Source organism: Mesorhizobium sp. M1312 (assembly GCF_040318115.1).
Classification (GTDB): domain Bacteria; phylum Pseudomonadota; class Alphaproteobacteria; order Rhizobiales; family Rhizobiaceae; genus Mesorhizobium.
Genome location: NZ_JAMYLQ010000021.1, coordinates 18,762 through 39,325 on the forward strand (window position 1 = coordinate 18,762; position 20,564 = coordinate 39,325).

Sequence of the window (20,564 nt, forward strand, 5' to 3'; positions counted from 1 at the left end):
AGGATGAAATCCATACCCAAGCATCCCCCGTCATCTCGATCTAAGTCCCGACGAAAATCAGAGTCAAACGGGATTAAGGGTTTCTTAACTTTCCTATACATGATCTGGCAAGAATACTGCCGATCTCAGGCGGACCAAAGCATTGATTCGGCTCGTTTTTCAACCCATCTTAACCATTCGTTCACAATTTGGCCGTGGGTAAGGCGGAAGTGGGGCGGTATTAGCGATAGTGCATATTCCTTTATATCTAAGGCCTTAGGTGCGCTCCATGACGGCTTTGTAGCAAAAAAAGGCACTTGCATTGAAAAGCGAGTCCTCGCGTTCCATTAGGACAACGCCGCTGACCAAATAAACGTCGCGTTTTCTGACGCTTGATCTTAACTATGTCTGAAGTATTAAATTGCATGGTGCGCGACTGGCGCTTGTGCCCTGCGTGGTTAACGTTTAGTTTCCGTGGCGACGGATTTTACGGGGGAGTATAACGCGATATGCTGGGGCGGTTCACCAAAGGGCCAAGCGACGTGCGAGTCGAGCCAAAGCTCGAGCCGATGGCGGTTTTGCCCGCTGCCCCGGCGCTTTCTCCTGTTGTCGACTTCCAACCGCATGGTGACGATTTCCTGTCGCTCAAAGTCGAGCTCCACCGCCACCTCATTGATCGCTTCAACCTGACCGCCCTTGAAAACGCGTCCAAGGATGAAATCCTGAATGAGATCCGGCCGATCGTGCGGGAATTTGTCCGCGCTCGCAACGTGCCGCTGAATGCTCGCGAGCTCGATCAATTGACCAGCGACACCGCCGACGAGATGCTCGGCCTGGGGCCGATCGAGCCGCTGCTGAAAGACGATTCAATTTCCGACATACTGATCAACACGCACAATCGCGTTTTCATAGAGCGGCGCGGCGTGATCGAGGAGACCTCGATCCGTTTCCGCGACGAGGCGCATCTGCTGCGTGTCATCAACAAGATCGTCTCGGCCATCGGCCGACGCGTCGATGAATCCGCGCCGATGGTCGATGCGCGGCTGGAAGATGGGTCGCGTGTCAACATCGCGGTGCGGCCGATCTCGGTGGATGGCCCGCTGGTATCGATCCGCAAATTCTCCAAGAATCCCTATTCGCTCGAGCGCCTGATGGCGTTCAATTCGATCCGACAGCCGATGATCGACCTTCTGCGGATCGCCGTGCAGGCACGCAAGTCGATCCTGGTTTCAGGCGGCACCGGCAGCGGCAAGACGACGCTGCTCAACGCGCTGTCGAGCTACATCCCGTCTCGGGAGCGCCTGATCACCATCGAAGACGCCGCGGAACTGCAGTTGCAGCAGCCGCATGTCGGCCGGCTGGAGACGCGCCCCCCGAATGTCGAGGGCAAGGGCGAGGTCCGCCAGCGCGAACTGCTCAAGAACGCGTTGCGCATGCGGCCCGACCGCATCATCGTCGGCGAGGTGCGTGGGGAGGAAGCTTTTGACATGCTGCAGGCGATGAACACCGGCCATGAAGGTTCGATGACCACGATCCATGCCAACACGCCGCGGGACGCGATATCGCGATTGGAACAGATGGTCGGCATGGCGGGCATGCCGATGAGCCATGATTCAATCCGGGCGCAAATCGCGTCGGCGATCGACATCATCGTGCAGACGCAACGCCTCTCCGACGGGGGAAGGAGGGTTGTTTCCATATCGGAACTGACCGGTATGGAAGGTAATGTCGTCCAGCTTCAGGAACTTTACCATTTCGTTCGCCGAGATGTGAGTGCGGAGGGTCAGATCGTCGGTGAATTTCGCGCCACCGGCATCCGTCCGCGCTTTGCCCAGGAAGCGGCGACGCTCGGCCACCACTTCGCCAAGGATGCCTTCAATCCGCAGGTTCCGCTTTGATGCCGTCGGGCCAGACATTGCTTTACCTCATCTATGTGATGGTGGCGGCGTCGGTCATTCTCGCGGCCGAGGCTCTGTACGTGACCTACGCCAAGCGCCGCTCAACGGTCAGCACGATCAACCGTCGGCTGAAGCGGCTCGCTGACGAGGTTCCGGCCGAACAGACCTTGCAGGGATTGCTGCGAGAACGTGGGCTTACCGGCTCGGGCGATTTTCTTTTCAATGCGGTCGGGCTGAACAGGCTATACACCCAATCGGGTATTACCGGGAATCCGCTGTCGTTTGTCGCAACATTTATTCTCGCAGGACTGGTACTGGCACTGGTATTGGCTTTCCTGCTGCACTTCTCCGCGGTGGTTTCGTGTATCGTCTTTCTTCTCATCGGATTCGTCCTGCCGTTTCTGGTTCTCCGCCGCGCGCGCGCCAAGCGAATCCAGAAATTCGCGAAACAATTGCCGGATGCACTTGACATGATCGTGCGTTCGCTGCGCGCCGGTCATCCGACTTCCGTGGCGATAGGTCTTGTCGCCCGTGAAATGCCTGATCCGCTCGGCACCGAGTTCGGCATCGTTTCCGACGAAATCACCTTCGGCCTTAGCCTTGAAAACGCGGTGCGGAAACTCTCGCAACGCGTCGGCTTCGAGGGCCTTCAACTGCTGTCTGTGTCGCTGTCGATTCAGGCCAAGACCGGTGGCAATTTGACCGAGATCCTGTCGAACCTCGCATCGGTGCTGCGCGAAAGGCAGAAACTCAGATTGAAGATCAAGGCGCTCTCGGCCGAGGGGCGAATGTCCGCGTGGATCATTTCCCTGTTTCCGCTGTTGATGCTCGCCATCCTCACGGGCCTCGCCCCGAGCTACTATGGCGATGTCTGGAATAGCCCGCTGATCATGCCTGTGTTCCTGATTTTCGGGCTATGGGCCCTACTGGGTGACTTCATCATGTATCGCATGGTCAATTTTGATTTTTGACGGGAGCCAGCCATAAACCTGTTTTCGACTACCCAGGATCTGAGCCTTCTGGTCTCCATTGCGGTTTTCCTTGCGGCGGTGGCGCTATTCCTCTTAGGCGCGCTTGTCATCATGCCGGCACTGCAGACGCGGAGGTTGGTTGCGCAAAGCCTAATGGCACAGGGTATTCCCAACCGCCGCTCACTTGTAGGACAGGAAGAACGGGCCAGGATTTCAGCGCAGCGGCCGGTCGAGGCGTATTTTCGATCGATCGAGAAGGAGCGGGACGAGCCCAGCGCCCTGGACGCGAAGCTCTTTCGCGCCGGCTTCTACCAGTCAGGTGCGCCGCTGATTTATACTCTGTCGCGGCTCGGCGCAGTCTGCGTCGGCTTTGTTGTGACGTATGCACTCTTGTCCAGGATTTTGCCGCCCCAATTACCCAGCCTTGTCGCCTTTGGAGGTTCAGCCTTGCTTGGGTTGGGATGTATCGTGATTCCAAGTATCGCGCTCGATCGGTTCGAGAATGGACAAAAGCAGATCTATCGTCGCGGCTTTCCGGATTTCATGGATATGATGATCACCTGCGCCGATGCGGGCATGAGCCTCGAGGCAGCCGTCGAGCGCGTCAGCAACGAACTGGCCGGCACCCATAAATGGCTCGGTATCCAGCTTTCGATCATGACTCTGCAGTTGCGCGCCGGCAAGCCGCTGCGCGAGGCGCTGCGCGAACTGTCTGATCGTATCGGGCTTGAGGAGGCGCGGGCGCTGGCGGTTCTGTTCCGGCAATCCGAGGAGCTCGGTACAAGTTTGACCGAAGCCCTGCGCGTCTACAGCGACGAAATGCGTGGACAGAGAATCCTTCGCGCCGAGGAACGCGCCAATGCTTTGCCCGTCAAGATGATGATCCCATTGGGGCTGTGCATCTTTCCAGTGGTGATGATGGTTGTCATGCTGCCTGTTATTATCCGAATGAAGGGCATTTTCTTCTAGGCAGGTATATGCTTTGGTCGAAATACAGAGTCGGAGGACTCTAGGGGGACGATAATGACAGGGCCGACGCAATGACAGGGCCAATGCGCCTCGCAGCCATAGCCAGCCTGCTGCTTATCGTGCTTTCCGGCTGTCAGACGGCTGATAGCGGCGTCGTCCGCACCAACGAGCCCTCGAAAGGTGACGTCACAGCCTTTGGCGATGCCTTCGACGGGCTGAAGACGGTCAGCGACGTCGAATACTATGCCTCGGACCAGGCCGTCGCCGAAGCCAAGAACCAGTTCCGCGCGGAAAACTATGGCAATGCCGGCGCCCTGTTCTACAAGGCGACGCAACTTGCGCCCAATGATGGTGGTGCCTGGATGGGCCTGGCCGCCTCTAGCGATCGCATCCGCCGCTTCGACCTCTCCGACCTGGCCTATCGCCAAGCCTTCCGGCTGGTCGGCGGGACACCCGAATATTACAACAATGTCGGCTATTCCTATCTGCTGCGCGGCAAGCTGCAGGACGCGCGCAGCAATTTCCTCAAGGCTTACGAGCTGGCGCCCAACGATCCGACCGTGGCCAACAATCTGCAACTCCTGTCGTCCAGCGTGAAGAATCTCGAGCGGTAAGGCGGTAGCATGTTGCTCGCCGCATCGGTGCTGCTGAAGGGACTAGCCATTCCTTTGCTGGTAAGGATCGCCTGGCTCGACTTCACCACCCAGAAGATATCCAACCAGAATGTGCTGCTGCTGCTTTGCCTGGGTCTGGGCTCGCTGCAGCTCCTGTCGGTGCAATCCGGGTCGTGGTGGGACATGGGCCTGAGCGGGCTTGCCGGTCTTTTGCTGTTTGTCGCGCTCTTTCCGTTCTGGGCCATGCGCAAGATCGGGGCCGGCGATGTCAAGCTGATGGCGGTGGTGCCGTTGCTGATCGGCGGCAGCGGCCTAGCCGTGTTTTCCGTGCTGCTGCTGGTTTTTGCGCTAGTCGCGGCACTGCTTGTCAAGAATCCATTCCTGCTGCCGGCAGGCGCCTTTCGCGTTTACGTCCAGCATCTGGATAGGAAAGGCGTGGTGCCGTTTGGCGTGCCTATTTCAGCAGCGGCGATTTGCACGATAGTATTCCAGATCGCATACAGCCTCGACGCTCTCGGTGCGCCACCGCTTTAGCGCCGAACTCCGGGCTGCCAGAGTCGAGATTAACCTTCTGGAAACCATTAGCTTGCGCTAAAACCGATGAAGTGCTTGCATTGGGTCTTGTCGGCGGGGTGCCGTATGGACGTTTTAAATCTCAAAGCGCTATTGATTACGGCTCTGATCTTCGTGCCGATCGAACGCCTATTTGGCCTTCGACCTAGCCAGAAGATTTTCAGGAAAGCCTTCTTCAACGACCTGATCTATGCCGTATTCAATGGCGTACCGATAATGCTTGGCCTGATTGCGGCTGTTACACTGGCAACGAGCACGGTTGGGCGGCTGGTGCCGGAGTATGTCGGCAGAGCAGTGTCATCGCAGCCGGTTTGGCTGCAGGTTATAGAAATCATAGTCATCGCGGACATTGGCTTTTACTTCGCGCACCGTGCTTTTCACGCTGTCCCGTTTCTGTGGCGCTTTCATTCAATCCATCACAGCATAGAAGAGCTTGATTGGTTGGCAGGGCACAGGATCCATCCTGTTGATCAAATTCTGACGAAGAGCGCTTCCTTTGTGCCTGTGTATTTGTTGGGCTTTAGCAGTCAGTCGATCGCCCTTTTCGCGTTCGTTTTTCACGCCCACGCGCTGTTGCTTCACGCCAACGTCAAGCTGAACATCGGGCCGCTTCGATGGCTGATCGCCTCACCTCAGTTCCATCACTGGCATCACGCTCACGAGCGCGCTGCATATGACAAGAATTTCGCTGGCCAACTTTCATTCATCGATGCGCTGTTTGGAACGATGCACCTGCCTGGCAAAGCTGTGCCGGAGCGCTATGGCGTCGATGATCCCATTCCACCAACTTACGTCGAGCAACTCGCCTATCCGTTTATTCCGAAGGGCAAAATCCATGAAGCTCCCACCAGCAGCGACGCGTGATTTCATCGGGCGCGCGACGATGATACTCTACTTCACGGTCTGCGCGACTTTGAAGGCCGGAGCATTGGTTATAGCTCTTCGCGGCGCAGAATGGCCAATAGCGCGAATTATCGGGGTCGTAGCGGACGTTGCCGCTCTCGGCTTCCTCGTTCTCGTTGTTGCAACGACAGTGGCGCGTCTTCCGCCGCTGAAGACAGCGCAGGGGCTTGAACCCCGAATCTCGGCGCTGATCGGATGCTTTGCCACCGTAACTTTGATTGCTGTCCCTCGAGTCGAGATACTTCCGCAGATTGAGCTCACTGCCAACCTGATTACCATCATCGGCTTCGCGCTTTGCGTTTGGTGCCTATGGTGGCTCGGCAGATCGTTCAGCATCTCTGCTCAGGCCAGACGGCTCGTCACCGCAGGCCCCTATCAAATCGTGCGGCACCCTCTCTACGCCTGCGAAGCGATCGTCCTGCTTGGCATTCTTCTCGGTAATCCGACGTGGGCGACGATCGCAATCTGCGCGATCGCCCTCGCTTTTCAATATCGGCGGATAATCAACGAGGAGAGGGTCTTGCGAGCGACGTTTTCCGAATATCATGAATACGCCCAACGCGTTCCGATGCTCTTGCCTCGTTTCGCTGGCGCATCTTTGCCGGCGCCTGACCCGCGATAGAATATGTCGCATCTCAAAACACGCCCAAGGCGGGTAAATTCATCCAATACTGCGGTGAGGATTATGGGCGCAAGAAACTACCTTTACGCGACGTTGATCACTTCAGGCCTGCTTGGGGCTGTTGACCTGCTGTGGCTGCCCTATTCGACCGTCCGCTTTTCGCCACTTAACTGGCATGACATTAGAGCAGTGGCACTATGCATCTGCTTGGCTGGTTTGGTTTCGTGGCTTGTCACGCGGCGCCTACGGGATGATTGCTCGCGGGCAGGCCAATTTGTTCGCCGGGCATCCGATTTCCTTGGAAGCTTGGTGCTTGTCGCGGCAGCCTTTGTCCCACTGCTGATCTGCACGACTGTTTTAATGCATGTGGCCAGCGCCACTGGGCGCCCCCTTGCCGACCCGGTGCTCGCCGCTATCGATGCGCGAATGGGCTTCGATTGGCTTTGGTTCCTCTCCGTCACAAATAACCAGCTGGTAGCTCCTGTGCTGATCTTTGCCTACCATGCGCTCGGACCACAGGTGCCGTTTGTCCTATTGTTGAATATAGCCACAAACAGAAATGACAGGAGCTTGCAGTTCATCGCGATGCTAGCCGTCTCATCGGTGCTCGCTGGAGCAATAATGGCGCTCGTGCCGGCTGAAGGGGCCTATGCGTACTTCAAGCCAACTGCAGAACAGTTCAACCATTTCACCGCCCAGGCAGGCATGTGGCATCACGAGACTTTGATGGCACTGCGATCCGGCGAACCGTTCGATCTGATCATGACCAGAAGCAACGGACTGGTTACCTTCCCGTCCTACCATACAGCTCTCGGTATAATAGTCGTCTATGCGCTTCGCGACTATCGCTGGCTGATGTGGCCGATAACTGTTTTGAATGCTCTGATGATCATCGCCACCCTTCCCGAGGGTGGGCATCACCTGATTGATGTGCTTGCTGGCGCAATGGTTGGCGTGGCTTCGATCTTTGCCGTAAGAATGATTGGCGCTTATGAGCGCGGAAAGGTCGACAGCGTCGCGAGATCAGCGGTGGGATCGGAAGCGGGCCGCTGAGTCGGCCACGGGGCGTTGCCGGCTTGTTGCAGCCGCTTTTGCTCCAGAACGCGATTGCCGCCCTGATGCCGACCACCGGGTCGAGCAGCGCGTCCGGATCCTTGACCAGATCGACGCCGTGATGGCAGCGTCGCGTTGTCCGTTGTGACCACGGTGTTGGTCACTCCATCGAAGACGTTTCGGAAGACCAGTGCCGATTCCACGGCTGGCGTTCGCGACATCGCCCCCGCAACCTGCGAGCCTTATTCGATCGCGATCTTCGAACGGGCGGGCACGGTCATCTTCAAGAGAGCGGCGACCGATGGTGGCTTGCTGTGGACGCAACGATTACGTCGCCGGGGGATATAGCAGATCACTGAAAGCAGCGCAGCGCGATCATCAGTGGGCACCGCATCGTCTTCATACCGGTGTCGCATCTGACGTGGTCTTCGGCAGCATAACCTCTCGCCCTGCGGCCTGTAGTGCCAGACCAGCGGCCATTTCGAGTTCGAAGACCGCTTTCTTCAGGGACATAGATGCCCGCTTAAGGTCTTCAGGGTCGAGGTCCCATTGAATTTAGAGGTCCAGTCGTCGTCCTCAAGACGAAAGTCATAACGGATTCGCACGTAGGCGTTTCGCAGCGTGGTCGATCGGATGAATGCCTCAGCCTCGTCGGAGATCCGTAGGCCGTAGCCCTTGCCGCAATCAAGCATGGCGGCGAATTTGTGTTGGTAGTCACGAATCTGTCCTGGGTCGAGGCTATTGAGCCGGAGGAAGCTCCGGAGAAAATGCTCCAACGCCTGGAAGTAGAGCAGCCTTCTCGGATGGTCCGAAAAGCGCGTAAGAATGTGTATGGCAGCGGCTTCAAGCGCATCGGCATTCGCACGATAGCACTGCGCCATCTGATAGATGCCAAAAGGGGTCACGCCCACTCCGGGAATCAGCTTCTTCTTCACGGGCTCGCCGGTCAAAGCCGCATTTCCTTAGTTCGGAGCCTTGTTGGTCAGAAGAGCCACTAGCACCTTTTGCATCGCTAGATGCTGCGGGCTTTTGACGTCCACCTCCCAGGCAGAATATCGGCTGTGCCAATCGAAATGCTCAGCCCTGAGAGCTCGCCGAAATGCCTTGGGTTCGATGCGTACCGCTTCGGCCATATCTGTAGCGGTTGTGGCCTTTCCTTTCATCTTTTCGCCCTTCCTCCAACCGGCTGCTCGCGCCTCAGCCTCTGTCGTCCAGTAGTCTGGTGGTGGTGTCACGACGATGTTCAGTATTGGCGCGATCGATGCCTTCTACGGTGATCGCGAACATCCCGTTTTCAACCCTTCCTATCCAGCCTTTTGCTTTTAGATACCAAAGATGAAACTCCAGATGTTCACGCGGACAACCTGATAAGCGTTCGAGCTCGGAATCACCAATGCCAGGATTGTTGACGTCCTGTCGGCGTTTTACATAAAGGAGCGAGAGCAATTTAGCCTGAATGACGACGTCACGTTCGATGCTATTATTGCTGGTTTCCTCAATCAACCCGCGACGAAGTTTCAAATGGTCTTTATACTGAATGTCGTACTGCGCTCGCTTCACCAAATCTTTAAGGGTATTATGGGCCTCCGCGATTTCACTGAAGCGTGATGCATCGCCAGTATCCTGATTGTCGGGATGGTAGCGCATAGCAAAATAACGAAATACCCGTTCTATCGTTTCCGAATTGGCGTTCGGGCTGATTTCCAGGAGCTCGTAGTAGTCAATGAACAAAGTGGTGCTCCCACAACATCGCTATTGCGCACACAGTCGAGAGAACGTCGCCGGAGTGTCTTGCGGTCATAGTTAGTCGATGGTGCGCTCGAGGATGCCCATCAACACGTTGAAGGCCAGAAATCCGCGCTTGCGGGTTTCTACCGCTCAATTCGTGGCATTAGTCCCCCTCCCGTTTTGCAGATACTAGCGCGCAAGCTTCGCCCCTGCAAAGGGCTGCCCTCATTCCGATCATCCGCCGATATACGTCGGCGATCATTCTGCTGAAGTGAGGCCGGGATCAGCCCGCCAATGCCAGCCCAACGGCTATTCCCTATTAACTGTCGACCCGCGGGTCTTTGATCGGCGTGAACTTCTCAACTCCTGGCGTCCAGATCATCGGCAGTCGCCAGCGGTCGCCTTTGCCAGAGATCGAGATGCGTTCCTTCGTTGTGATCCACCATCGAATAACAATGCGGCTTGGCCGAACCGTCTGAGGTCCGGCCACCCAGCTGAAGGCCATACCGATACCAAGCCGGACTCGATTTAGGGGACCAAGTTCTCTGGCTTGTGAAGGATGTTGTGGTCACCGGAGATCATGGCTGCGCCGCCGTCGGCGCTGAACTTAAACATCCAGTCAGGATCACTGACGCCCGCCTGGTAGTCCTCGTGCACCGATCCGATTTCGATTGGCGGATCGTCTTCCAAGGCTCGAACTGCCCTCACAATCTTGGGTGAGATGTTGGCGTCGAACTTGATCTTCAAGCAGCGGCAAGCCTCGTCTCGAAGCCGATCGCTTGTGACACCAAAGCTGCGTCGGTTTCATACCACGACGCCACGTCTTCCAAGTCCCCCTCTGCCAAGTAGGCCGACGCGAGAGTTTCGGTCGGGATGTAGCCGCGATCGACTACGGGACGTCCCATTGCATACCGCGGATCAATTATCACGTTCGGAAACTCTGGGAACGGTGACATCCTGACAGCAGGGTCATATGAGCTGGCGCCCAACGATCCGACCGTGGCCAACAATCTGCAACTCCTGTCGTCCAGCGTGAAGAATCTCGAGCGGTAAGGCGGTAGCATGTTGCTCGCCGCATCGGTGCTGCTGAAGGGACTAGCCATTCCTTTGCTGGTAAGGATCGCCTGGCTCGACTTCACCACCCAGAAGATATCCAACCAGAATGTGCTGCTGCTGCTTTGCCTGGGTTTGGGCTCGCTGCAGCTCCTGTCGGTGCAATCCGGGTCGTGGTGGGACATGGGCCTGAGCGCGCTTGCCGGCCTTTTGCTGTTTGTTGCGCTCTTTCCGTTCTGGGCCATGCGCAAGATCGGGGCCGGCGATGTCAAGCTGATTGCGGTGGTGCCGTTGCTGATCGGCGGCAGCGGCCTCGTCGTATTTTCAGTGCTGCTGCTGGTTTTCGTTCTCGCCACAGCGATGGTCGTCAAAAATCCGTTCATGCTGCCCGCGGGCGCTTTCCGCCTCTACGTCCAGCACCTGGACCGCAAAGGCGTCGTGCCGTTTGGCGTGCCGATCTCGCTCGCAGCGATCTGCACGACAGTGTTTCAGATTTATACCAACATGATGGTTCAAGCCGGGCTATCGGTTTGACGGAGGGCGGCTTTGGACCCTTGCGGGGGCAGGCGATGAAGGTGAAGAACTAGGCGCTTACGCGCGAGCCAAGAGGAGGGTTGCATGAAGCAGCTCGAACTTCTGGATTGGAACCCGTCCTGTCTGGTGATCGCCTTCCCGATGGCGAAGCGTGTCGGCAAAGTCCAACATGTTGCCGAGGTGCTTTCGGTCAAGCGCGGCGCCGCTGCGACGAACTGCTGGAAGCAGGTGGTTGCGACCTTGGACGGACAGACGCAACGTGCCGGGTTCGATCGTGACACCATCAACCGCGAACTGCGAGCGTTTCATGACGCTGTTCAGCGCGAGCTTTGCTTGCGAAGTGGGCACGGGCAGCGGCCAGGAGGTAATGCCGCTTGACCCCGACCTATCGCGGCGTCGACGGGCGGGATGGTTCAATCCGCGCGAAAACCGTCAGCCCTGGTTGGATCGATCTTCATCAACCGCGATCTGGCCTCGGCCACGCGACGTTGCGCAGCCCGTATCCTGCTGCACAACGCAATATTGATGCCGACACCGCAGTCTTCATCCAGCATTTCATTCGCACGCCTAAGGGAGAGCTCCGCTCGGCTGAGCCGCTGTCGGGCCCTCGCCAATTCCAAATCCAGAAATTCCATTATCCTGCATCCATTGTAGTCCCTTCGATTGGTAAACCGCTTGTCGTCGCCGTTGGTTCCGGCTGTTCGCGAACGTGCAGCCTAGGCGTCGATTTGGTTGGTACAGTCTGGAACGCCAGTGGTGGCGCTGCTGGCCGGAAGGGCGGGAACCAATGAGCCGTATCCCTGCCAAAAGAGAGATCGTCGGCTGATGCTGCTCACTCGACCTGCTCAATCTCCGGACCCGGTTCAGTCGGCGGAGCTGGCATGCAGTCTTGTCCGGTGCATTCCTGCACAGGGTTATCCGCCAGCGGGAGACAGTTTTGCCCCTCGCAATGAACTGGCGGCTGCTCTGTTGCCGCTTCGCTGTTCGGCGGAGCCGGCTGATCCTCAGCTCGAACGGGCGGCATTCCAAGGCCGATCATGGCCGTGCACAGGAGCGCAATCCGAAGCAACTTCATTTCCGCCTCCGCGGCTGACAGCGAAATGCAGACTACACTTTCGAACTGCGGCCTACATCCTGTCACCCGCGAACGGCGTTAACAGCGCGTTTCGTTGCTGGTCAGAAATGTTGGTGATCCCGACAGGAATCGAACCTGTGACCTACAGATTAGGAATCTGCCGCTCTATCCTACTGAGCTACGGGACCACGCGGCCCGACACATAACCGCTTCGGACCATTTCGCCAAGAGGCCGGCTCGATGCAATCGGCCGGTTGCGAGTGGATCGCAAAGATGAGCTGGGGATCGCGGAACTTCGGACCCCCGCCGCGCTTTAGTGTGCCGAAGGAGATGCCGCATGAGTGCTACGAAAGAGTTCTTTGAAACCTGGCTCCAGGAGAACGTCGGTAACATGCCCGCTGAAAGCGAGGTGAGCGTGGCGGTGCTGGCTCAGCAATTCGAACAAGATGCCGACGCCGCCGGCTATGGTCACGAGGTGCGCGAAGACGAGATCGGCGACATTGAAGAGGCTATTGCGGAAGCCCTGAGCAAGGCCAGGGCAGGCGAAGAGCCGCAGGCTACGGCCGAAGAGAGTGATCTGGCGCCCGTCATGGAGGCGCTGGAGATCGACGACCCGAAGAGCGGACCGTAGCGGTCCGGCAATCAGGCTGCCAGCGCCGCCTCCGCCAGCTTCACCCAATAGCTCATGCCGTGCGGGATGACCTCGTCGTTGAAGTCGTAGGCCGGATTGTGGAGACCGGCGGTGTCGCCATTGCCGATGAAGATGAAGGCGCCGGGCCGCGCCTCCAGCATATAGGAGAAATCCTCGCCGCCCATCACCGGCTGGATGGCGCGATGCACATGGGCCTCGCCGGCGACATCAGCCGCGACGTCGCTGGCAAAGGCCGTCTCCTCCGGATGGTTGAAGGTGACGGGATAGTTGGCGTTGTAGTCGACCTCGATCGTTGCGCCGAAGGCCGCGCCCACGCCCTCGCAGATGGCGCGCACACGCTGCTCGGCCTTCCTGGCGACCTCCCCCTTCAGCGTGCGCACGGTGCCGGCGATCTCTGCGCTTTCTGGAATGACGTTGTAGGCGTCGCCGGCGTGGAATTTCGTCACCGACACCACGACAGCTTCGACCGGATCGGTGCTGCGCGAGGCGATCGTCTGCAAAGCGCCGACGAGCTGGCTGGTGATGACGATCGGGTCGATCGTGCCGTGCGGCATGGCCGCATGCCCGCCCCGGCCCTTGACGGTGATGGTGAATTCAGCGGTCGCCGCCATGATCGGGCCCGGTTTGATGGCGAATTGCCCGACCGGCAGGCCCGGCATGTTGTGCATGCCGAATACCTTCGAGATGCCGAAGCGCTCCATCATGCCGTCCTTGACCATCTCGTTGCCGCCGCCGCCGCCTTCTTCGGCCGGCTGGAAGATCACAGCAACGGAGCCGGCGAAATTGCGCGTCTCGGCAAGATATTTGGCAGCACCCAGCAGCATCGCGGTGTGGCCATCATGGCCGCAGGCGTGCATCTTGCCCGGAACGGTTGAGGCGTAGGGTTTTCCGGGGATCTCATTGAGCGGCAGCGCGTCCATGTCGGCGCGCAGGCCGATGGTCGTGCCTTCGCCCAGGCGGCCGCGGATGATGCCGACGACACCGGTCTTGCCGAGGCCGGTCACCACGTCGTCGCAACCGAAGGCGTTCAGCTTGTCGGTGACGAAGGCGGCGGTCTTGAAGACGTCGAAATTCAGCTCTGGCGTCTGGTGCAGATGGCGGCGCCAGCCGGCGACCTCGTCTTGCATTTCGGCGGCGCGGTTCAGGATCGGCATGATGGTTAAATCTCGCTGTTGGAGCAGACGGGCTCTGCCTGCTGCTTTGCAAATTGTGCCTGCTGTTTTACAATTGTCATTCAGGCACTTTGCCATCTTGACGTCACATAGGCTAAATAGCACCGCAAGATTGCGATCCGGATAGAGGGACCGGATCACCATGCTGGCGATCGCGTAACAAATCTTACGGAGCCAGAGGCGACTGCGGCAAGAGGCGATTTCGGATTCCACCATGCGGTACAGGCGTTTCCTCAAACTATTGCTGGCGGGCACCGTGGCGCTTCCGGCGCTGGCCGGACCGGCTCTCGCCAATCCGACGATCGTGTTCGAACTGGGGAATGGCAAGATCCTCCAGCACCAGGAGGCTTTCAAGCGCTGGTATCCTGCCTCGCTGACCAAGCTGATGACCGCCTATGTGGCGTTTCGTGCGATTGCCGCGGGCGAGGTCCAGCTCGATTCTCCGATCAAGGTCACGAAACGTTCCGCCGGCGAACCGCCGAGCAAAATGGGCTTCAAGCCGGGCTCGGTCATGCGGCTCGACAACGCGCTGAAGATGATGCTGGTCAAATCGGCCAACGACGTCGCCATGGCCGTCGGCGAGAACATCGGCGGTTCGCAGGCCGCTTTCGCCGAACGCATGAACACCGAGGCGCGCCGGCTCGGCATGACCGGAACGCATTTCGTCAACCCGAACGGGCTCTTTTCGCCGGACCAGTATACGACGGCGCGCGACCTCGGCTTACTGGTGATGGCGATCCGCACGGAATTTCCGCAATATGCCCCTTGGTTCTCGATCGAGGGCCTGGCCGTCGGCAAGAAGCAGATCCCGAACTACAATCTTCTGATCGGCCGCTATCCCGGCGCCGACGGCATGAAAACCGGTTTCGTCTGCCCCTCGGGGTTCAACATGATCGGCTCGGCAACACGCGACGGGCGCACGCTGGTGGCGGTGGTGCTTGGCGAGAAGTCGGCCGTCACCCGCGCCGAGACTGTCGCCAGGCTGCTCGACCACGGCTTTGCCACGCCGACACCGGGCTGGTTGACGGTGGCGGCGCTGCCTTCCTATGGCGACACCACATCGGTCAACAACCTCAATGACGAGATTTGCAGGAAGAAGCCGGCTAAGGAGCAGTCGGAAGCTGCCGTCCCCGTCGGCGATAAGAATGCGCCAAAATCTCCTTATCGGGAAAAGCTCGACCATGTGCCGACATTGGTCGCCGTCGGCCTTGGCGGCGCCACCGGGCCGAAGCCGAAGGCGATGCTCGATGCATCGGGCCGGGAATATGCCGACGTGCCGCTGCCGAGCTGGCGGCCCGACCTGCCGCCGCCGCCCGGCGCCGAGCCGACAGTGATCGGTTCCGCCACCGCGGCCCGGGAGCCGGCCAAGGCCGTGAACTAGCCTGATGAGCAGCGGCTTTCCCATCGCCGTCTCGGTGCTGACCGGCTTTCTCGGCGCCGGCAAGACGACGCTGCTCAACCGGCTGCTCAGGGATCCCGCGCTCGCCGACACCGCGGTCATCATCAACGAGTTCGGCGAGGTGGCGATCGACCACCTCCTGGTCGAACAGGCCTCCGACGGCATCATCCAGCTTTCCGAAGGCTGCCTCTGCTGCACGGTGCGCGGCGAACTGGTCGACACGCTGGCCGATCTCGTCGACCGGCTGCAGACCGGCCGCATCGCCCGGCTTGCCCGTGTCGTCATCGAAACCACCGGCCTCGCCGATCCGGCGCCGGTGCTGCAGTCGATCATGGCGCATCCGGCGCTGGTCCATGCCTTCCGGCTCGACGGCGTCATCACGCTGGTCGACGCGGTCAACGGCAATGCGACGCTCGACGCCCATGTCGAGGCGGTGAAGCAGGTGGCTGTCGCCGATCGCATCGTGCTGACGAAAGCCGATCTGGCCACCGATCCGCGCGACGTCGAGGCCCTGCAGGCCCGGCTGCGGCAGATCAATCCGGGTGCCGAGCTGCTCGATGCGGGTGACGGAAGGACCGATGTAGCGGCGCTGTTCGATTGCGGCCTCTACAACCCGGCCACCAAGTCCGCCGACGTGCGGCGCTGGCTGGGCGAGGAAGCCGCCCATGATCACCACCATGGCGATCATGACCACGGCGACCATGACCACGATCACGACCATCGGCACGATTCCCGCGTGCGCTCCTACTCGTTGGTTCATGAAGGGCCGGTGCCGTTTTCGGCCATCGAGATGTTCCTCGACCTGTTGCGATCGGCGCATGGCGAGCGCCTGTTGCGCATGAAGGGCGTCATCGAATTGCTGGAAGACCCGTCGCGGCCGCTGGTCGTCCACGGCGTACAGAAGATCCTGCACCCGCCGGTCCGGCTGCCGTCCTGGCCGGACGGTCAACGCGGCACAAGGCTGGTGCTGATCACGCTGGATATGCCGGAAGAATACGTCCGCCGGCTGTTTGCCGCCTTCACCAACCGGCCGTCGATCGACACACCGGACCGCGCAGCGCTGGAAAACAACCCGCTGGCCATCGCCGGGCGGTAGCTTCAATTTCCGAACGCCGCACAGTCCCTCATCTGCCTGCCGGCATCTTCCCCTGTATAGTGACGGGGAGAAGGGCGCCCTCACCGATGCTTTCGCCAATCAGCAACGTTGCAGAAACAGCGCCAAGCTTGCGGCCAGTTCCCTTCTCCCCGTTCTACGGGGAGAAGGTGCCGGCAGGCAGATGAGGGGCAGCTCAGACAGAGCGGAATTGCTCTCAGATGCCGCCCCGCTCGACCAGGAAACGATGGCCACCGGACATCGCCGAAGTTTCAAGCAACTGATGGCCGCTCTCGGCACAAAAAGCGGGAATGTCGATGACGGCGAGCGGGTCGGTGGTTTCCAGCCAAAGCCGGTTGCCAGGCTGCATCGCCGCCAGCCGTTTCTTCGCCTTGAGCACCGGCAGGGGACAGTTCAGCCCCTTGAGATCGTAAGTAGCAACGCGCCTGGCCAAGGCTGAGAACCTCAGCCGCCGAACATGCCGAGCAGCTTCTTCTTCAACCTTGTCGCCGTGCTTTCGGCATCCGCCGCCTGCGTTTCGACTGCCGCGGCGGCCTCCGATGGCGCTACGGTGGCGGTGACGACAGGCGTTTCTGCGGCGACCTTGGCAGCTTCCTTCTCCGCCAGTGCTTGCGCCTTAGCCGCCTCTTTCTCGACCTTGGCTGCTTCTATGGCGGCAAGCTTTTGCTCCTCGGCCTTCTGCTTGGCGGCTTTCTCGGCGTCGAGCGCGGCCATCTTGCGGCCCGCCGGCGAATCGATGCGGCCCATGCGCGCCGTCGCCGTCAACGAGCCATCGGCGTTGAGCGAGGGCGGCTCGATCGGCACGCGTTCGCCACGGGCGCGCTTCTTCGACCACTCGGAGACGATGCTGGCTTCCTTGATCCCGGCGATGGTCGGTTTGGGCGCCGGCACGCTAGCCTTAACCGCGCCGTTAAAAGCCGATTCGTAGGTGCTCTGATAGGCATTGAAGGCGCTCTTCAGCGAATCCGGCTGCGTGGTCGCGGGGCAGGCGCCGGTCGGATCGAAGGTCGCGCCGTCGGGCGCGACCTGGTTGAAGACATAGCGCTTCTCGCAGACGTTGACCTTCGGCGGCACTTTGGTGATCTCGAAATTGTCGTAGCCGACCTTCAGCATCTTCCAGAATTCGTAGTTCGGATCTTTGCGATAGCGCGCCATGTTGGCGGCGGTCATGCGGAACGGAAAGGCCTGGATCTGGAATTCGGTCTGGCCACCCTGGAAAGCGTCGCGGCCGAAGGCATAGATTTGCTCGATCTGTGCGTCGGTCATCGAATAGCAGCCCGACGACGAGCAGGCGCCATGGACCATCAGGTGGGAACCGGTGCGGCCATTGGCGCGGTCGTAGGCGTTGGGATAGCCGATGTTGAAGGCAAGGTGGTAGCTCGACCGCGGATTCATCTGCGCCGGTCGGACCGTATAGAAGCCTTCCGGCGCCTGGCGGTCGCCTTCGGTGAATTTGGGACCCAGCTTGCCCGACCATTTGCAGATATCGTAGCTGGCGACCAGGTCGTAGCGGCCGTTGGTCTTGGCCTTCCAGATTTCGAGCTTGCCCTCTTCCTTGAAGATGCGGGCCATCACCGGTGAGGTGCGGGTCATGCCCTTGGCCTTCATGCTGGCCAGGATCTTGTCGGGCAGCGGCTTATTGGCGTGGGGGGCAAAATCCTTCATTGAAGAATCATTGCAGCCGGCGACGCCTATCGCGGCAATCAGAAGTCCGGTGCGGGCAAGCTTGGCAAACATGGATGGCTATGTCTTTTCTTTCGGACCGCAGGCATCAGCGCCGTCAGGGCCAACCCTAAGCTCGTTAACCTTGAAAATTCCTTACCGCAAGCGCCGGACGCATCCCCTTACAGCAATTTGATTGAACCGAATGCCGCGGCATTTTTGTGGCGGAAGCGCTCAATCTTGCCACATTGCGGCGCGGACACCCATCTCGCGGTCCGTCCGATTGAATCGGACGGCCTGAATCCTCTTGTGTGACCATGATCTTTTCCGAAAACCGGTTCCCACTTTTTGCTACGCTGACCTTCGGTTCGGGGTCATGGTCTAGAGGTTTCGCCCCATGGCCAGGTATTTCTCGCGGCGTTGCTCGCGAAAATCGGTGTTGGCGCCGGAGAACTCCTTCATCGTCTTCGCGATGAGGTCGCCGGTGGCGGCAATCACCGCTTCCGGGCCACGATGGGCGCCGCCGAGCGGTTCGGGAATGATGGCGTCGATGATCTTCAACTCCAGCAGATCCTGGGCGGTGATTTTCATGTTGGTCGCCGCATCCTTCGAGCGGGTGGTGTCGCGCCACAGGATCGAGGCGGCGCCCTCCGGCGAGATCACCGAATAGATGGCATGCTCGAGCATGTAGACGCGGTTGGCGGTGGCGATCGCGATCGCACCGCCTGAGCCGCCTTCGCCGATGACCACCGAGATCGACGGCACCTTCAGACCGAGACAGGCCGAGGTCGAGCGGGCGATGGCCTCCGCCTGGCCGCGCTCCTCGGCATTGACGCCGGGATAGGCGCCGGCCGTGTCGACCAGCGTCAGCAACGGGATGTTGAAGCGGTCGGCGAGTTCCATCAGCCGCACCGCCTTGCGGTAGCCCTCCGGCCGCACCGAGCCGAAATTATGCTTCAGCCGGCTGGCCGTGTCTGAGCCCTTTTCCTGGCCGATGATCGCCACCGGCTCGCCGCGGAAGCGGGCGAAGCCGCCGACGATCGCCTGGTCCTCCCCGAAATTGCGGTCGCCGGCAAGCGGCGTGAAATCGTTGAACAGGCCCTTGATGTAGTCGACGCAATGCGGCCTGTCCGGATGGCGCGCCACCTGCACCTTCTGCCACGGGGTCAGCGCCCTATAAGTGTCGCGCAATGCGTCGCGCACGCGTTTCTCGAGACGGCTGATCTCATCGCCGACATCGACCGCCTCGCCATTCTCGGCGAGCTTCTTCAACTCGACAATCTTGCCTTCGAGATCGGCAACCGGCTTTTCGAAATCGAGGTAATTGTACATTCTTGAGCGGACCGATAAGCCGGGAGGCAATGACTGACGGAACCTGGGAAATAGAGGCTCCGGGCGGTGGAACGTCGTCCTCACATAGCGATATGACGTCTAGTCGGCAAGCGGGTGATGATCGTTGACCAGCCGCACCAGCCGCTCCTCCAGCACATGCGTGTAAATCTGCGTCGTTGAAATATCGGCATGGCCAAGCAACTGCTGCACCGCCCTGAGATCGGCGCCGTTCTGCAGGAGATGGCTGGCGAAAGCATGGCGCAGCACATGCGGCGATATTTTCGCCGATGCGATGCCGGCGCGCGCGGCAAGGCCCTTCAGGTCACGGGCGAAGACCTGCCTGGAGAGATAGCCGCTGTCGCTTGCTGCCGGAAACAGGAATGGGTTATCTGCGAAAGCCGGCACCGTTGCCCGGGCAGCGAGCCAGACCCGCATCGCCGTGCGCGCCTTTGCCGACAGCGGAACCATACGTTCGTTGTCGCCCTTGCCGCGCACCATGAAGAAACGATCGTCGCGCAGCGCCACCGTTACCGGCAGGCCGACCAGTTCGGAAACGCGCAGGCCGGTGGCGTAGAGCACCTCGACCAGCGCGTGCAGGCGCAGCGCCGCGAGGTTGTCGCCATCGTTCAGCGAGGCGTCAGCTGCCTCTTGCGCCGCACGGTCGATCAGACGGCCGGTGTCGGCCTCGCTCATCGTCTTCGGCAGCGGCCGGCCTTTCCTCGGACTGTCCAAGGTTCCGGTCGGGTCGTCGCCGCGCAGGCCTTCAGCATAGAGGAACTTGAAGAACTGGCGGATCGCCGACAGTTTGCGTGCCTGCGAGGTGGCGGCAAAGCCACGCGCGGCGATCTCGTCGAGATAGGCGCGGATATCGGCGGCGGCGGCACCCGCGAGCCCGCCGTCGATCTCGGCCGAAGCGTCTTCGAGGTCGCGGCGATAGCTGGAAAGCGTGTTTTCGGCAGCGCCGCGCTCGGCACTCATCATTTCCAGAAAGGCTTCGATGCGGGCCGCGCTATTCATTTCTTTGGGTCAGTTTTTCTCTTTTGGGTCAGTTTTTCTTGGGGTTCAGCTTTTCGGGAGGAATGCGTACGCTCATTTCGGTCTTTCTCGGCTCGACGAACATCGCCAGAGCGAACATCGTGCCATAGACAATGCCGGCCAGTATCGTGAGCGTCACGACAAAGCGGAATAGTGTCGGCATCAATTTTCGCCCGTCTTCTTGTTCTGCGTTTCCAAACCCTGTGCCCTTATGAGACGCCAATCC

General features: G+C 59.7%; 23 protein-coding genes and 1 tRNA gene. 14 read left to right on the forward strand and 10 right to left on the reverse strand.

Annotated elements, in window-relative coordinates:
* Nucleotides 1-488 precede the first annotated feature (488 nt).
* The 8 genes from NKH36_RS22200 to NKH36_RS22235 all read left to right on the forward strand — a co-directional run bounded on the left by NKH36_RS22200 (nucleotide 489) and on the right by NKH36_RS22235 (nucleotide 7,582).
* Entirely contained in the window at nucleotides 489-1,877 is a 1,389-nt protein-coding gene (locus tag NKH36_RS22200; protein WP_352962144.1) for a TadA family conjugal transfer-associated ATPase, read from the forward strand.
* On the forward strand, nucleotides 1,877-2,848 hold the full coding sequence (locus NKH36_RS22205) for a type II secretion system F family protein (protein ID WP_352962141.1): 972 nt from the start codon (nucleotides 1,877-1,879) through the stop codon (nucleotides 2,846-2,848). The genes NKH36_RS22200 and NKH36_RS22205 overlap by 1 nt, the downstream gene beginning before the upstream one ends.
* Before the next feature lie 18 nt (nucleotides 2,849-2,866).
* Nucleotides 2,867-3,817 (forward strand): type II secretion system F family protein, encoded by a 951-nt coding sequence (locus tag NKH36_RS22210; RefSeq protein ID WP_352962195.1) that lies wholly within the window; start codon nucleotides 2,867-2,869, stop codon nucleotides 3,815-3,817.
* Nucleotides 3,818-3,888: 71 nt separating this feature from the next.
* Nucleotides 3,889-4,431 carry a tetratricopeptide repeat protein gene (locus NKH36_RS22215; protein WP_473633885.1) on the forward strand — a complete coding sequence of 181 codons (543 nt, stop codon included), beginning with the start codon at nucleotides 3,889-3,891 and terminating at the stop codon, nucleotides 4,429-4,431.
* Nucleotides 4,432-4,440: 9 nt separating this feature from the next.
* Nucleotides 4,441-4,965: a prepilin peptidase gene (locus NKH36_RS22220; protein WP_352962137.1), complete on the forward strand. Its 525-nt coding sequence runs from the start codon at nucleotides 4,441-4,443 to the stop codon at nucleotides 4,963-4,965.
* Between the two features lie 105 nt (nucleotides 4,966-5,070).
* Complete coding sequence (locus NKH36_RS22225) at nucleotides 5,071-5,868, forward strand: sterol desaturase family protein (protein WP_352962135.1); 798 nt, start codon at nucleotides 5,071-5,073, stop codon at nucleotides 5,866-5,868.
* On the forward strand, nucleotides 5,840-6,529 hold the full coding sequence (locus tag NKH36_RS22230) for a methyltransferase family protein (RefSeq protein WP_352962132.1): 690 nt from the start codon (nucleotides 5,840-5,842) through the stop codon (nucleotides 6,527-6,529). The genes NKH36_RS22225 and NKH36_RS22230 overlap by 29 nt, the downstream gene beginning before the upstream one ends.
* A 63-nt stretch (nucleotides 6,530-6,592) precedes the next feature.
* Nucleotides 6,593-7,582 carry a phosphatase PAP2 family protein gene (locus tag NKH36_RS22235; protein ID WP_352962129.1) on the forward strand — a complete coding sequence of 330 codons (990 nt, stop codon included), beginning with the start codon at nucleotides 6,593-6,595 and terminating at the stop codon, nucleotides 7,580-7,582.
* A 503-nt stretch (nucleotides 7,583-8,085) separates the two neighbouring features.
* Here NKH36_RS22235 and NKH36_RS22240 read toward each other — a convergent pair.
* The 3 genes from NKH36_RS22240 to NKH36_RS22250 form a co-directional block, all read right to left on the reverse strand.
* Nucleotides 8,086-8,532, reverse strand: a complete 447-nt coding sequence (locus tag NKH36_RS22240; RefSeq protein ID WP_352962126.1) for a hypothetical protein — start codon at nucleotides 8,530-8,532, stop codon at nucleotides 8,086-8,088.
* 247 nt (nucleotides 8,533-8,779) lie between these two features.
* Nucleotides 8,780-9,313, reverse strand: coding sequence for a DnaJ domain-containing protein (locus tag NKH36_RS22245; protein WP_352962123.1), 534 nt, complete (start codon nucleotides 9,311-9,313; stop codon nucleotides 8,780-8,782).
* 525 nt (nucleotides 9,314-9,838) lie between these two features.
* Nucleotides 9,839-10,057, reverse strand: a complete 219-nt coding sequence (locus NKH36_RS22250) for a PIN-like domain-containing protein (protein WP_352962120.1) — start codon at nucleotides 10,055-10,057, stop codon at nucleotides 9,839-9,841.
* Nucleotides 10,058-10,372: 315 nt separating this feature from the next.
* On the opposite strand from NKH36_RS22250, the gene NKH36_RS22255 reads away from it, so the two are divergent.
* The 3 genes from NKH36_RS22255 (at nucleotide 10,373) to NKH36_RS22265 (ending at nucleotide 11,688) form a co-directional block, all read left to right on the forward strand.
* The gene (locus NKH36_RS22255; protein WP_352962118.1) at nucleotides 10,373-10,897 is read left to right on the forward strand and encodes a prepilin peptidase; all 525 of its coding nucleotides are present in this window, start codon (nucleotides 10,373-10,375) and stop codon (nucleotides 10,895-10,897) included.
* Nucleotides 10,898-10,981: 84 nt separating this feature from the next.
* On the forward strand, nucleotides 10,982-11,275 hold the full coding sequence (locus NKH36_RS22260; RefSeq protein WP_352962116.1) for a DUF6074 family protein: 294 nt from the start codon (nucleotides 10,982-10,984) through the stop codon (nucleotides 11,273-11,275).
* Nucleotides 11,272-11,688, forward strand: coding sequence for a hypothetical protein (locus NKH36_RS22265; RefSeq protein WP_352962114.1), 417 nt, complete (start codon nucleotides 11,272-11,274; stop codon nucleotides 11,686-11,688). The genes NKH36_RS22260 and NKH36_RS22265 overlap by 4 nt, the downstream gene beginning before the upstream one ends.
* Before the next feature lie 395 nt (nucleotides 11,689-12,083).
* Here the strand turns inward: NKH36_RS22265 and NKH36_RS22270 are convergent.
* Nucleotides 12,084-12,160, reverse strand: a tRNA-Arg gene (locus tag NKH36_RS22270).
* A gap of 149 nt (nucleotides 12,161-12,309) precedes the next feature.
* On the opposite strand from NKH36_RS22270, the gene NKH36_RS22275 reads away from it, so the two are divergent.
* The gene (locus NKH36_RS22275) at nucleotides 12,310-12,603 is read left to right on the forward strand and encodes a hypothetical protein (protein ID WP_352962112.1); all 294 of its coding nucleotides are present in this window, start codon (nucleotides 12,310-12,312) and stop codon (nucleotides 12,601-12,603) included.
* An 11-nt stretch (nucleotides 12,604-12,614) separates the two neighbouring features.
* Here the strand turns inward: NKH36_RS22275 and NKH36_RS22280 are convergent, their stop codons facing one another.
* A complete protein-coding gene (locus tag NKH36_RS22280) occupies nucleotides 12,615-13,778 on the reverse strand; it encodes a M20 aminoacylase family protein (RefSeq protein ID WP_352962110.1) in 1,164 nt (387 codons plus the stop codon).
* Nucleotides 13,779-14,010: 232 nt separating this feature from the next.
* Between NKH36_RS22280 and NKH36_RS22285 the strand changes: the two genes are divergently transcribed.
* Nucleotides 14,011-15,177 carry a D-alanyl-D-alanine carboxypeptidase family protein gene (locus NKH36_RS22285; RefSeq protein WP_352962108.1) on the forward strand — a complete coding sequence of 389 codons (1,167 nt, stop codon included), beginning with the start codon at nucleotides 14,011-14,013 and terminating at the stop codon, nucleotides 15,175-15,177.
* A gap of 4 nt (nucleotides 15,178-15,181) precedes the next feature.
* The gene (locus tag NKH36_RS22290) at nucleotides 15,182-16,291 is read left to right on the forward strand and encodes a CobW family GTP-binding protein (RefSeq protein WP_352962106.1); all 1,110 of its coding nucleotides are present in this window, start codon (nucleotides 15,182-15,184) and stop codon (nucleotides 16,289-16,291) included.
* A 214-nt stretch (nucleotides 16,292-16,505) separates the two neighbouring features.
* Here NKH36_RS22290 and NKH36_RS22295 read toward each other — a convergent pair whose 3' ends face one another.
* The 5 genes from NKH36_RS22295 to NKH36_RS22315 form a co-directional block, all read right to left on the reverse strand.
* Nucleotides 16,506-16,742 (reverse strand): sulfurtransferase TusA family protein, encoded by a 237-nt coding sequence (locus tag NKH36_RS22295; protein WP_352962104.1) that lies wholly within the window; start codon nucleotides 16,740-16,742, stop codon nucleotides 16,506-16,508.
* 11 nt (nucleotides 16,743-16,753) lie between these two features.
* Nucleotides 16,754-18,046: a L,D-transpeptidase family protein gene (locus NKH36_RS22300; protein WP_352962102.1), complete on the reverse strand. Its 1,293-nt coding sequence runs from the start codon at nucleotides 18,044-18,046 to the stop codon at nucleotides 16,754-16,756.
* Between the two features lie 306 nt (nucleotides 18,047-18,352).
* Nucleotides 18,353-19,303 carry an acetyl-CoA carboxylase carboxyltransferase subunit alpha gene (locus tag NKH36_RS22305; RefSeq protein WP_352962100.1) on the reverse strand — a complete coding sequence of 317 codons (951 nt, stop codon included), beginning with the start codon at nucleotides 19,301-19,303 and terminating at the stop codon, nucleotides 18,353-18,355.
* Between the two features lie 99 nt (nucleotides 19,304-19,402).
* Nucleotides 19,403-20,320, reverse strand: a complete 918-nt coding sequence (locus tag NKH36_RS22310; RefSeq protein WP_352962099.1) for a site-specific tyrosine recombinase XerD — start codon at nucleotides 20,318-20,320, stop codon at nucleotides 19,403-19,405.
* Between the two features lie 28 nt (nucleotides 20,321-20,348).
* Entirely contained in the window at nucleotides 20,349-20,501 is a 153-nt protein-coding gene (locus NKH36_RS22315; protein WP_029348640.1) for a hypothetical protein, read from the reverse strand.
* Nucleotides 20,502-20,564 lie beyond the last annotated feature (63 nt).

Bases quoted from the DNA above. Each gene is read 5' to 3' on its own strand.
- NKH36_RS22200 (WP_352962144.1), top strand. From the start codon at position 489: ATGCTGGGGCGGTTCACCAAAGGGCCAAGCGACGTGCGAGTCGAGCCA.
- NKH36_RS22205 (WP_352962141.1), top strand. From the start codon at position 1,877: ATGCCGTCGGGCCAGACATTGCTTTACCTCATCTATGTGATGGTGGCG.
- NKH36_RS22215 (WP_473633885.1), top strand. From the start codon at position 3,889: ATGACAGGGCCAATGCGCCTCGCAGCCATAGCCAGCCTGCTGCTTATC.
- NKH36_RS22220 (WP_352962137.1), top strand. From the start codon at position 4,441: ATGTTGCTCGCCGCATCGGTGCTGCTGAAGGGACTAGCCATTCCTTTG.
- NKH36_RS22225 (WP_352962135.1), top strand. From the start codon at position 5,071: ATGGACGTTTTAAATCTCAAAGCGCTATTGATTACGGCTCTGATCTTC.
- NKH36_RS22230 (WP_352962132.1), top strand. From the start codon at position 5,840: ATGAAGCTCCCACCAGCAGCGACGCGTGATTTCATCGGGCGCGCGACG.
- NKH36_RS22235 (WP_352962129.1), top strand. From the start codon at position 6,593: ATGGGCGCAAGAAACTACCTTTACGCGACGTTGATCACTTCAGGCCTG.
- NKH36_RS22255 (WP_352962118.1), top strand. From the start codon at position 10,373: ATGTTGCTCGCCGCATCGGTGCTGCTGAAGGGACTAGCCATTCCTTTG.
- NKH36_RS22260 (WP_352962116.1), top strand. From the start codon at position 10,982: ATGAAGCAGCTCGAACTTCTGGATTGGAACCCGTCCTGTCTGGTGATC.
- NKH36_RS22275 (WP_352962112.1), top strand. From the start codon at position 12,310: ATGAGTGCTACGAAAGAGTTCTTTGAAACCTGGCTCCAGGAGAACGTC.
- NKH36_RS22280 (WP_352962110.1), bottom strand. From the start codon at position 13,778: ATGCCGATCCTGAACCGCGCCGCCGAAATGCAAGACGAGGTCGCCGGC.
- NKH36_RS22285 (WP_352962108.1), top strand. From the start codon at position 14,011: ATGCGGTACAGGCGTTTCCTCAAACTATTGCTGGCGGGCACCGTGGCG.
- NKH36_RS22290 (WP_352962106.1), top strand. From the start codon at position 15,182: ATGAGCAGCGGCTTTCCCATCGCCGTCTCGGTGCTGACCGGCTTTCTC.
- NKH36_RS22300 (WP_352962102.1), bottom strand. From the start codon at position 18,046: ATGTTTGCCAAGCTTGCCCGCACCGGACTTCTGATTGCCGCGATAGGC.
- NKH36_RS22305 (WP_352962100.1), bottom strand. From the start codon at position 19,303: ATGTACAATTACCTCGATTTCGAAAAGCCGGTTGCCGATCTCGAAGGC.
- NKH36_RS22310 (WP_352962099.1), bottom strand. From the start codon at position 20,320: ATGAATAGCGCGGCCCGCATCGAAGCCTTTCTGGAAATGATGAGTGCC.
- NKH36_RS22315 (WP_029348640.1), bottom strand. From the start codon at position 20,501: ATGCCGACACTATTCCGCTTTGTCGTGACGCTCACGATACTGGCCGGC.